This is a genomic window from Amycolatopsis sp. NPDC104775, from assembly GCF_055583325.1.
Map to the genome: position 1 here is coordinate 1 of NZ_JBVJOE010000004.1, position 11,397 is coordinate 11,397.

General features: G+C 70.0%; 8 protein-coding genes. 7 read left to right on the forward strand and 1 reads right to left on the reverse strand.

Annotated features, from left to right (window positions below; translation table 11 throughout):
• Positions 1–976 precede the first annotated feature (976 nt).
• The 7 genes from ACZ63D_RS18765 to ACZ63D_RS18795 all read left to right on the forward strand — a co-directional run bounded on the left by ACZ63D_RS18765 (position 977) and on the right by ACZ63D_RS18795 (position 10,344).
• Positions 977–2,482 carry a PxKF domain-containing protein gene (locus ACZ63D_RS18765; RefSeq protein WP_465355585.1) on the forward strand — a complete coding sequence of 502 codons (1,506 nt, stop codon included), beginning with the start codon at positions 977–979 and terminating at the stop codon, positions 2,480–2,482.
• A gap of 556 nt (positions 2,483–3,038) precedes the next feature.
• A complete protein-coding gene (locus ACZ63D_RS18770; protein ID WP_465355586.1) occupies positions 3,039–3,386 on the forward strand; it encodes a hypothetical protein in 348 nt (115 codons plus the stop codon).
• 1,377 nt (positions 3,387–4,763) lie between these two features.
• Positions 4,764–5,987 carry a PP2C family protein-serine/threonine phosphatase gene (locus ACZ63D_RS18775; protein ID WP_465355587.1) on the forward strand — a complete coding sequence of 408 codons (1,224 nt, stop codon included), beginning with the start codon at positions 4,764–4,766 and terminating at the stop codon, positions 5,985–5,987.
• Positions 5,988–6,291: 304 nt separating this feature from the next.
• Positions 6,292–7,458 (forward strand): NAD(P)/FAD-dependent oxidoreductase, encoded by a 1,167-nt coding sequence (locus ACZ63D_RS18780; protein WP_465355588.1) that lies wholly within the window; start codon positions 6,292–6,294, stop codon positions 7,456–7,458.
• A gap of 77 nt (positions 7,459–7,535) precedes the next feature.
• Positions 7,536–8,414 carry an acyl-CoA dehydrogenase family protein gene (locus ACZ63D_RS18785; protein WP_465355589.1) on the forward strand — a complete coding sequence of 293 codons (879 nt, stop codon included), beginning with the start codon at positions 7,536–7,538 and terminating at the stop codon, positions 8,412–8,414.
• A complete protein-coding gene (locus ACZ63D_RS18790) occupies positions 8,411–9,676 on the forward strand; it encodes a PIG-L family deacetylase (protein ID WP_465355590.1) in 1,266 nt (421 codons plus the stop codon). Before ACZ63D_RS18785 ends, ACZ63D_RS18790 begins: the two co-directional genes overlap by 4 nt.
• Positions 9,673–10,344 (forward strand): glycosyltransferase family 2 protein, encoded by a 672-nt coding sequence (locus tag ACZ63D_RS18795; protein WP_465355591.1) that lies wholly within the window; start codon positions 9,673–9,675, stop codon positions 10,342–10,344. The genes ACZ63D_RS18790 and ACZ63D_RS18795 overlap by 4 nt, the downstream gene beginning before the upstream one ends.
• A gap of 688 nt (positions 10,345–11,032) precedes the next feature.
• Here ACZ63D_RS18795 and ACZ63D_RS18800 read toward each other — a convergent pair.
• The coding region (locus ACZ63D_RS18800; protein WP_465355592.1) for a hypothetical protein at positions 11,033–11,397 on the reverse strand (365 nt) is incomplete at its 5' end.

The window sequence follows — 11,397 nt, forward strand, 5'->3', positions numbered from 1 at the left end:
AACCCAAAAAACAGAACCCCAAGCACCCCCCTCCCCTCCCCCCCCCCCCCCCCCCCCCCCCCCCCCCCCCCCCCCCCCCCCCCCCCCCCCCCCCCCCCCCGCGGGCATGCCCGGCCCGGATCGGTATCGCGTTCTTCATTTGCTGGCTGCTTGCCGTACGCCCTCGCCCGCGAATCATGTCGCGGTCACCCCTCGACTTTTCGGAAATCGCGCGTTGTCAACGTTGTCCGCAAAGTCGCCGGCTCACCTGTTGACGATTCAACCTGCGCGTTTTCGATCACAGTGGGCGTGTTGGCCGGAATTCAATTTCTTCGCGCGGAGATCGCGTGCGGCACGGAAATTTGCGCGTGACGCAATCGACCGTCACCCGTTCGGTTCCGCCCGTTGCGCCGTTGCGGGTTCGCCGTTGACCCGCCCTTGGGCGTGCGGGACAGTGTAGGCGCGAATTTCGGCGGCAGTTGTCCGGGGCACCGCTCGCGGGTGGGCTTCAGGTCGACCGTCGACGACAATGTCCCCAGCGGAATCGGCCTTTTTCGCGGCAGGCCGGAACAGAACAGCGTTGGCAGCCAAGGTTCGGGCCGCGCGAAGAATTCACTTCCAGCTCAGTTGTACGGCCGTCCGCCGCGGGACGGCGGCGAGAGCTGGTTCGGAATCCCGGCCGACGAGCGCGGAAATCGCGGTCGCCGGAAAGGAAATTACGCCACCGGCATCGCCTGAACCGGCTCAGCACCGCACCGCGCCCGTCCGGGGTAGGGCGTTCCCGCGGACGGGAGCGCGGGCAACCGGCCCGCACCGTGACCGCGCCGGAATCCCTTTTCCGGCTGGGGGCGGGGAAACCCGCATTGCCTGCCCGGCATGCCGCGTGATGCCGGGTGTATCCGCCAGGGCCCGCGAGGCGGGCCCTCGGCTCATCGAGCGCGCGTCCTGCCGAGTCGCGGCAACGGGCCGCCGACAGGGCGTCGAAGGAGGAACCGTGATGCCACAACAGATTCAGCACGAGCGAAGAGCCCGCATCCACCGACTCGGGACACTACGCCGTCTGGCCGCGCTCACGGCGGGCTGCGCGCTGGCCGCCGCCGTCGCGGGGGTGACGGCCGGTCCCGCGCAGGCGGCGTTCCCCGGAACCAACGGCAAGATCTTCTTCACCGGCAACGGCACGATCTACTCGATGAACCCGGACGGCACCGCGGTCGCCACCGTCACCGCAGGCGGCAACGCCACCGCCCCGCGCGTGTCCGCCGACGGGACCAAGGTCGCGTTCGAGCGCGGCGTCGGGAGCCCCGACCTCCAGGTCCACGTCATGAACCCGGACGGCACCGGCATCACCCAGATCACCTCCGGTGCCGGCGCGGACGGCCAGACCCTGGCCTGGTCCCCCGACGGCACGAAGCTCGTCTACCGGACCGGCGGAGCCCTCACAGTCATCAACGCCGACGGCACCGCCCCGGTTTCGCTGGGCGTGAGCGGCTTCCAGGCCAACTGGTCCCCGGACGGCGCCAAGATCGCCTACACCGCCTCGGACGGGACCATCGGCACCGTCAAACCCGACGGCACCGGACAGTCCACCCTTGCCAGCATCCCGGGCCAGAGCCTGTCCAGCCCGAACTGGTCCCCGGACGGAGCCAAGATCACCTTCACCGCGCTCAACTTCTCCCCGCTGGGCGACCACATCTACACCGCCAACGCCGACGGCACCGGCCAGACCAACATCTCCGGTGCCAACAACACCGAAACCGCCTCCGTGTGGTCCCCCGACGGCACCAAAATCCTCTTCAGGGACAACAACGGCCTGCTCACGATGAACCCCGACGGCAGCGACCGGACCCGGATCTTCACCAACACCATGTTCGACGCCGCCCCCGAGGACTGGGCCGCCATCCCCGCCCCGAAACCCGCCGTCACCGCGATCACCCCGTCCAGCGGCCCGAAAACCGGCGGCACGACCGTCACGATCACCGGCGCCAAATTCACCGGCGCCACCGCCGTCACCTTCGGCACCGCACCGGCGTCCTCGTTCACCGTCGCCAGCGACACCAGCATCACCGCCACCGCGCCCGCGAGCACGACGGTCGGCCCAGTGGACGTCACCGTCACCACCCCGACCGGCACCAGCGTCACCAGCCCCGCCGACCTCTACGCCTACACGTTCGCCTTCACCGGGTTCTTCCCGCCGGTTCAGAACCCGCCCGCGGTCAACGACCGCGAAGCAGGCAGCCACGTGCCGGTCAAGTTCAGCCTCGGCGGGAACCAGGGCCTGGCCGTCTTCCCGGCCGGCTCGCCCTCCAGCCAGCAGTACGACTGCGCCACCGGCACGCTGATCGGCAGCCCGCAGCCCACCACCGGAACCCTGACCTACGACCCGGCCGACGAGCGCTACCAATACAACTGGACCACCGACCGGGCCTGGGACCGCACCTGCCGCCACCTGCGAGTCGCACTCACCGACGGCACCACCCACATCGCCGACTTCCGCTTCCACTGACCACCGGGCCTAAGCGGCCAGCAGCGGCGGTGCTCCCTGTCGAGGCACCGGGAGCACCGCCGCACCATCCTGCCCGCATACGCCAAGAACCCAGCACGAAAACGGCCTACGGCACCAGGCCAGTGACAGCTGTGACTGTGTGCGCTATTGACCATCGCAGTTGTCCCAACGCTCGCAGAAAGGAAGGGCTGACGGCATCCCGTCCGACCCTTCGCCGTCCTCGACGCGGTCACCGGTGCCCGGTAGCCGAGGGACAGCGGGACGCTCAGCCCCACGCGCGGACGCCGAAACTGGTCGACGCGTCGTTCGAGACCGGTTCGCTACTTGGCAAGAGGTTCAGCAACGACCCGCTCGCAGCCGTCATCGAGTGCCCGGGCCGATTGCCACTCGTCGCGCAACCGCGACGATCAGGACGCGGTCGGCAGTCGTGTCGGGTTGAGCGCAACCACCTGGAGTGGTGACAGGTTGTCGCGTGAACGAGTGGTGCCAGCCTGTTGCCGTGGGCGGGGAGGCACTCTGAGGCAGTCAGCCCTGCCATTGAGAGGATGCGTCCCTGATGCGCACACGCACCGTGGTGCCCGCCATCGTCAGCGCTTTCGCCCTGCTCTTCACGATTCCCGGCGTCGCCTCGGCGGCCGAAGGAGAGTTCACCTACCGCTACCTCGACGACGACGGGGCCCTCCAGTCCAGTTCGCTGATCGATCCGCCCAGCGGCGAGTGCATCGAGATCCCGGAGGTCGCCGACCTGGACAACGCCTACGCGTTCCGGCCGACGAACAGCACCGGCTCGCGGGCAGTGGTGTTCAAGAACAGCGATTGCGAGGGCGACGATTACTTCAGCTTGCGCCCCGACGGCGGCCACGCCTCGGACAAGCTTCTGCTGCGATCGGTGGTGTTCAGCTAGAGACCTGCCGCGTACCGGAGGCTCCGTCCCGGAGGCCGGCAGCGGAGGCGTCGACATCCGGGGTCCGGGGTTCGTTCATCGCCGATCGGCTCATCCGGTGCCGCGCGGAGTGGAGACGCCGAGGACCGCGACGGACAGGCGGAAGCAGCGACATCACGGGCTGCGTCCCTTCACGCAGGTCCGCACGCCGAAGCCGGACACAGCGGTTGGCTGGTCCGCTCCGCGGGTACCCCTCCTTCGGCGGCCGACGCCCAGACCCCGCTCGGACGCCCTCGCCGAATGCTTGACGCATCCGCGCACGTCGCACTGCACCGCCACTTCGCCCGTTTGAAGTGGGCGGCAGCTTCGGACGTCAGCTGCTCATCGACCCACCGCCGGCCGCGCGGCTGCGATTTCTCGCGCGAACGGCCGACGCGGCAGGCCCAGGTGGGTGAGCGACTCAGGTTCCGGCCACGACTCCGCACCGGCAGGATCCGGCCGAGCAGGCCTTCATCTCCATGCTGTGCGCCGTGACCGCGCAGATCGCGCGGTCCGGGCCGCGGTACTGCGCTGAGCTCGGGCGATGTGCCGGTCGCGGGAGGTCGCCGACGGCGTCGGGCTCGCGATGTACGCGGTGCTGGCCAACGTAGTCGATCACGCCTGCCCTGCCGACGCCCCGCACCCTGTGTTCGACCCGCATGGCAAAGCGAGGCCGACATGGTGGCCGTCGTGGTGGCCGGCCGCGGCCGGTGGAAGCCTCGCCGTCCCGGTTCGGCGCGGTCATGGCGGGGGCGGGGGCTGATGCCCATCGAGAAGCTGGGCCCGCGCCGCACGTCGCAGGGTTATCACGCTCACCAGGGCTGCGACAGGATTAGCCGGTGACTGACGTCGGCGCGCTGATGCTCGTCTACTGCATCAGCGCTGGCCACGCCTTCGCCCTCCAACGACGGCGATCGCAGGAATCGAATAACAACTCCGCGCCCTAGCTGGAGAACTCGCCGACACCCTGCCCGCCCCCGACAACTCCTCGCACCGACGCGACCACCTTCTGCTCACCGTCCCACCAGCACCCCGACCCGCCAGCCCGCTGACGCGACCGATGAGGCGCACGATCGAGATCGACTCCACGCTGCCCAGCGGCAAGGGTCGACAGCACTCGCCGATCCGCGGTATCCGGCCCGCCGATGCGACCCCCCGGCCTCGCTTGAGATCAGCATGACGTGTCATGCATGTGAGATTTGCCCGGCGCTCCGCCGACGGCACTCGCATCATCCACGAAGCCCGGCCTGGCCCGGAGCACGTCTTGCCGACTTCGGCACCGCCCCGCTGCCGGGCGCACCCCAGGACGGGGCGTAACGCGGTGAGGCCGAAGCGCGGCGGTTCGGTTACCGTCGCTGCATGCCGCATCTGATCTCGGAGCCCGAATCCCGACGCAGGCTCGCCGAGATCCTGGACACCGACCCCGGGAAGACCGACGACTTCGCGAAAATCCTCGCCCGGACCTGCACTGTCCTCCACGTCGACACCGCCACCGTCCTGCGCCACGAATCCCGCGTGCACCGCCTCGTCGCCCTGGCCGCCGCCGGAATCGAGGAAGAGGTCTACCAAGGGGTCCAAGTACCGGTCGGCGCGGGATTCGCCGGAACCGTCGCCGAGCGCCGGGAACCCGTCATCATCGACCATGTCGACACGACCACCGTGGTCAACCCCCTGCTGTCCCAACGCGGCCTGCACACCATGCTCGGCGTGCCCATGCTGGCCGGATCCGAACTGGTCGGCGTGCTGCACGTCGGATCCGTACGCCAGCGCCGGTTCACCACCACCGACATCGAAACCCTCCGGCTGCTCGCCGACCGGCTCGCCGCCGTGCTGCAAGCGAAGACCGGGCACCAGAACCAGACCGCCGCCATCGCCCTGCAGCGCAGCCTCCTGCCCGGCGTCCTGCCCCTCATCGACGGCATCCGCCTGGCCGCCCGTTACGTCCCCGGTGCCCAAAACGGGCTCGGCGGCGACTGGTACGACGTCTTCCGCCTCCCTGGCGACCAGACCGGCATCGTGATGGGCGACGTGTCCGGGCACGGACTCGACGCCGCCGTCATCATGGGACGGCTCCGCAGCGCACTGCGCGCCTACGCGCTCGACAGCGACGACCCCGCCGAAGTCCTCGCCAAACTCGACCGCAAAGCCAACCACTTCGAACACGGCGTGATGGCCACCGTCGCCTACGGCATCCTCAGGCCAGATCACGCGACCATGGCGCTCTCCCTCGCCGGACACCTCCCGCCCGTCGTCGCTTCGGCCGACGCGCCAGCCGAGTTCGTCCCCGCCCCGCCCGACCCGCCTATCGGCCTCACCCTCGGAACCTCCGTCCAGCGGCGCACCACCACCGTCGAACTCCCGCCCGGAGCCGTCGCCGCCTTCTACACCGACGGCCTCGTCGAACGCCGCGGCCAGTTCGTCGACACCGGCATGCACCTGCTCGCCCAATCCCTCCGGCCGGAAGACCCGGAACGGGCCTGCGCCCGCATCATGGCCGCCTTGGTGGGGTCCCGGCCCTCACAGGACGACGTCGCACTTGTCGTGCTCCAGCGCACCGCCGAAACCGGGAGACCGCGCGGCTAGCCCCGAACGCTACGGCCGGGGAGCAACTCGGCCTTTCCCAGGCGAGTCCCCGCGACGCGGAGCGGACGGTCGCGTCGCGAGCCGGTGCTGCTCGACCAGCGAAGTGGACCGCATCACGCCGGTGTACCCGGGGGTGGAGGACGCGGAGGCACCGAGGCAGTCCATCCTGGACGCCAGCACGGGGCGGATTTCACAGGTTCGACATCGGAAGTCTTGAGGCAGAAGCCAGGCCAGTCGCGCTCGCAGCGCTCGCCGCCGGGGCGCGTCGCGTGTTCCGGCACCGAAGAACGGGTACCCGGTGATCATGGGTACAGAGCAGCTCGTGGTGATCGGCAGCGGACCGGCAGGTGTTTCAGCCGCTCGCGCCTATCGCGAATCCGGCGGGACTGGGGAGGTCCGGCTCCTCAGCGCCGACGACGACCCGCCCTACGAGCGGCCTCCGTTGTCGAAGGACTATCTGCGCGGGGAGAAGACGCAGAGCGAGATCTCCTTAGCGGACAAGGAGGTCTTCGAGGATCTCGACATCGCGTTGGCGCTCGGGGACCTGGTCGTGGACCTGGGCGACGGCGAAGTGCGCACGGCGGCGGGCGAGGTCCACCCGTTCACCCAGTGCGTGCTCGCCACCGGTGCCGAGCCGATGCGGCCGGACGTGCCCGGTGCCGAGAACAAAGCGGTACGGCTGCTCAGGTCGCGCCGCAGCTCCGCGGAACTCCGCGCGGCTGCCGCGGACGCCGAGAGGGCGGTCGTCGTCGGCGCCGGATTCATCGGGTGCGAGGCAGCGGTTTCCTTGTCCCGGCTGGGATTGCGCGTCACCATGCTGTGTCCGGACCCGGTCCCGCAGCGGAAACGACTCGGCCAGGACGCCGGGGAGTTGATCGCGAGCTGGCTCGATGCCGAAGGGGTCGAGTTGCTGCGCGAAACCAGCCTGGCTTCCCTCTCCGACGGACAGCGTGTGCGCACTGACACCGGAGACGACCTCGACACCGACCTGGTGCTTCTGGCCACCGGCGTCCGGCCGCGCGTCGAACTCGCGGAGAAGGCCGGCCTGACGATCGAGGATGGCCGGATCCGGACCGACGAACGCATGCGCACCAGCCGCGCGGGCGTCTTCGCTGCGGGGGACGTGGCCCTCGCGCACAACATCGCGGCCGGACGGGCGCTGCCCGTCGAACATTGGGGTGAGGGGCTGGCCATGGGAGAAATCGCCGGCCGCACGGCCGCGGGTGCCGACGCGGCGTGGGACGCCGTGCCGGGATTCTGGTCGGAGATCGGCGAGCGGACCGTCAAGTACGCCGCGTGGGGCGACGGCTACGACCGCGCATGGCCCGCTTCGCGCGACGGCGGCGCGTTCACCGTGTGGTACGAGCGCGCCGGCGTCGTGGTGGGCGTGCTCACCCACGAAGCCGACGAAGACTACGAACGAGGCAGCGATTTGATCCGGAAGCGCCGTCGCCTGGAGGACGCCCGATGACCCTTTTGGACGATGCTCCGCCCAAGCCGCTTCCACTCCCCCGCACCCCGGAAACGCTGGGCGGGGAGCTGCGGAGAATGCTCACCACAGGCGCGCTGGACCTTCCGCTGCCGGGTGGCGGTGCGCTGCTGCAGCGATGGCGCGCGCTCGCCGGGTTCGGCCGCCGCGATCTCGCGCTGGGCCGGCTCGCCGAGGGCCACACCGACGCGGTCGCGATCCTCGCCGAAGCGTGTCTCCCGGCGGAACCTCTGGCCCTGTACGGCGTGTGGGCCTCCAAATCGAGCGGCACCGGCTCCGAACTCCACAACGGACGGTTGTCCGGCTCGACCCGGTTCTGCTCCGGGCTCACTCTCCTGGACCGCGCGCTCGTCGTGGCCGGCGACCAGCTCGTGGAGGTCGACCTGACCGCGCGAGGCGTCCAGCGGTGTCCCGGGGCCTGGCAATCGCTCGGCATGGACGCCTCCGACAGCGGCGACGTGGTGTTCGACGACGTCCCGGTGCTGCGCGAAGTCGGCCCGCCAGGCTGGTACGTCGCGCGACGCGGGTTCGTGCTCGGCGGCACCGGGGTCGCCGCGGTCTGGCTGGGCGGTGCGGCGGGAGTGGTCGACAGCGTGCGCGACAGCCTGCAGGCCAAAGCCGACGAGCACCAGCTCGCACACCTCGGTGCGCTCCACGCGGCGCTGCGGGCCTCGGAGGAACTGCTCGCCGCCACCGCGGGAACGATCGAGCGGGCCGCCGACCCAGGGCTGGAGAACGACACCTGCCGCGCGAGCGTCGAACGGACCGCTCGCGACGTGGTCGACCGCGCGCCGCGGATCACCGGGCCCGGGCTGCTGTGCCGGGACCGCCGGTTCGCGCAGCAGGTGGCGGACCTGCAGGTGTTCATCCGCCAGCACCACGGCGAACGGGACCTCGCGGCGCTGGGCCGGGCCGTGCTCGCGGAGGGGCGGGCATGAGGCCGTTCGTGCCCGAAGACGAGTGGACGCGCACCTTCCCCGCGTGGCCGGAGCAAGAGTTCCGGCGAGTGCTGGTCGTGGCCGCGCACCCCGACGACGAAACGCTCGGCGCGAGCGGGCTGCTCCAGCACCTGCACGCGAGCGGCACCGAGGTGACGCTGGTCGTCGCCACCGACGGCGAAGCGGCCTTCCCCGAATCGGGTTCCGCGGAACGCGCCGAGCTGGGCCGCGCGCGACGCAAAGAACTGGAGCGTTCCCTTGCCGCGCAAGGACTCGACGTCGAGCCGATCTGGCTGGGCCTTCCCGACTCCGGCCTCACGCCCTGCACCGGGGAACTGACCGACGCCCTCCGGGACTACGCCGCGGGCCGCGATCTGTGCCTGATGCCGTGGCCCGACGATCCGCATCCCGACCACCAGGCCGCGGGACGAGCGGCGCTGGCGGCTGCTCCGGCTTCGGCGCACCGGTGGTCGTATCCGATCTGGATGTGGCACTGGCGGGAGCCGGACGCACCGGACATCCCGTGGCGGCAGGCGTATTCCTACCGGCTCACGCCCGCCGAGCGCGGGGCGAAAGCCGCGGCCATCGGCGAGTTCACCACGCAGCTGCGGCCCGGCCCCCGCGGCGAGGACCCGATCCTCCCCGCCGAGGTCCTGGCACATTTTCGCCGCCCGGTCGAGACGTTCTTCCGGCAGCCGCCCGAAACCTCGGCCCCGGTCGAACGGTTCGCCGCGCTGTACCAGGACGCCGAGGACCCGTGGCAGGTCGAAACCAGCTGGTATGAGCGGCGGAAACGGTCACTGCTGCTGGCGTCGCTGCCGCGAGAGCGCTACGGCACCGTCGTGGAACCGGGCTGCGGCACCGGCGTGCTCACGCGGGAACTGGCCCGGCGATGCGATCGGCTGATCGCGTTCGACCCGGTCCCGGCGGCCGCGCAACGGACGCGCACGGCGGTGCCGGAGGCGGAGGTCCGCGAGGGACTTGTCCCGCACGCGCTGCCGTCCGGACCGGTGGATTTGTTCGTGTACAGCGAATTGCTCTACTACCTCGACGAAGCAGACCTCGAGAAGACGATCGAAGCGTCCGTAGCCGCACTGCGCCCCGGCGGTGACCTGGTGGCCGTGCACTGGCTGCCGTGGGCGCCCGAGGCACCGCACGACGGTGCCGGAGTCCACGAGCGCCTCGCCGCGCATCCCGCGCTGGAAACGCTGGTCTCCCACTCGGACGAACGGTTCCGCCTGGACGTGTTGAGGCGGCGGTGATCGCCGCCGTCGGAGTCGTCGTGCCCGCGCGCGACGAGGCCGCGACAGTGTCCCAGTGCTTGCACGCCGTACGGCGATCACTGCTGCGGCTGCCAGTCTCGGTGGAACGCACGGTGGTCGTCGTCGCCGACCGCTGCGTCGACGACACGGCCGCCCTAGCCCGGCCGCTCGCCGAGGTCGTGGTCACGAACACGCCGCGCACGATCGGCGAGATTCGCGACCTCGGCTGCCGCACGGCGCTGTCCCGGCTTTCCACGCGAGAGACGCTGCTGCTCAACACCGACGCCGACACCGAGGTCGACCCGCACTGGGCAGCGCGGCACCTCGCCCGCGCCCGACGCGGCTGGCACGCCACGACCGGCCCCGCACACCTGGCCGGCACCGTCCCAGGTGGACTGGGCGCAGCGGCCCGGTACCGCGAAATCGTGGACACAGCGGAAAACGTGTACGGCGCGAACCTCGCCGTGCGAGCCGACGCATACACCGCGGTAAACGGCTTCGGCCGGGTAGCCACCGGCGAAGACCACTCACTGTGGCGACGGCTCGCGGCAGGTGGATACCGGATCGGGGTGGAACCGGACGCGATCGTGCACACCAGCGCGCGGCTGACCGGGCGTGCTCCGGAAGGGCTGTCGTCCTTGCTGCGCCGGCTCGCCTCGGGCGGGTGAAAGACGCGCAGCCGAGCCGAGAAAGAAATCAGGAGGCTCGCGAGAGGTCAACCGGTCGGCGTGGGAACCTGCATCGTCGCTAGCTTGTGCACGCAATCCGGAGCGAAGGAGCACCGCCAAGCAGTGCCATGGACACCATTTTCTTCACCCCACGGGCACAGTTGTGACTGTGAACGATAGATGTCACCTGTTGTGCGCCGGGATCTGTCACCACAGAGGCCAGAGCCACGCATGACGGCTAGTCGGGTCCAGCATGTGGCCCTGCGGAAACTCGGCTCTCCTGTTGGGTGTGTTGCTGGAGGTCCAGCGTTCGGGGAAGACAGTGCTGCGTCGGGTTCCGCCGCGTCGGGCGACGTGGTTGCAGACGTCGGTGGAGTGGAGCAGGGCGAGGCTGGCGCGGGCCGAGGCTGTGTTCCCGGAGGTTCTTCGGCCTCATGCCGGTTCAGCTCTCCTTGCATTGTTGAAGAGTTTGTCGCGGGACCTGGCTTTCATGACCACCCGCGTACGGGGCCTCGCTGCTGGATCTCTTGGAGCGGGCGAACCTGTGCGCGGACCGTGGTGCTCCACGTCCCGCTCGTGTCCGTGCTGCCGGGTTGGGGTCTGTGTGGGCATGCCGCGGCTGCTCTTGCGGCGGAGCTGCGGAGAGCGGGCCGTCCGTTTTGGGCGGCCCGCTCTCGTTCTCATTTAGCTAGTGTTGGAGTTCGTCGAGCCGCTTTTTCGCGGCGGCGAGTTTCGGGCCGTAGGTTGCGGGGTCGGTTTGGTTGAGTTCGGTGAAGATGTTGACCGCTTCTTGAGCGAGCTGTACCGCTTGGGGTTTCCGGTCGATGCTGAGCTGGAAGTCGATGGCGGGGTGCAGGATCCACTCGCCCAGTTGTGGCCGGTAGGCCGGGTTCCGCGTGGCCAACGGCCGCAGGATGTCGAGGCCTTTCGTAGTGTAGTCGGCTGCTTTGGGCATCATTTCCTGCTTGAGCCCGATAGCCAGGCCGGTATTCAGATTGGCTCGGGCGGACTGATACCTCAATTCGTCATCGCTGGGATTCTCCGCCGACAGCT

Bases quoted from the DNA above. Each gene is read 5' to 3' on its own strand.
- ACZ63D_RS18765 (WP_465355585.1), top strand. From the start codon at position 977: ATGCCACAACAGATTCAGCACGAGCGAAGAGCCCGCATCCACCGACTC.
- ACZ63D_RS18770 (WP_465355586.1), top strand. From the start codon at position 3,039: ATGCGCACACGCACCGTGGTGCCCGCCATCGTCAGCGCTTTCGCCCTG.
- ACZ63D_RS18775 (WP_465355587.1), top strand. From the start codon at position 4,764: ATGCCGCATCTGATCTCGGAGCCCGAATCCCGACGCAGGCTCGCCGAG.
- ACZ63D_RS18780 (WP_465355588.1), top strand. From the start codon at position 6,292: ATGGGTACAGAGCAGCTCGTGGTGATCGGCAGCGGACCGGCAGGTGTT.
- ACZ63D_RS18785 (WP_465355589.1), top strand. From the start codon at position 7,536: ATGCTCACCACAGGCGCGCTGGACCTTCCGCTGCCGGGTGGCGGTGCG.
- ACZ63D_RS18790 (WP_465355590.1), top strand. From the start codon at position 8,411: ATGAGGCCGTTCGTGCCCGAAGACGAGTGGACGCGCACCTTCCCCGCG.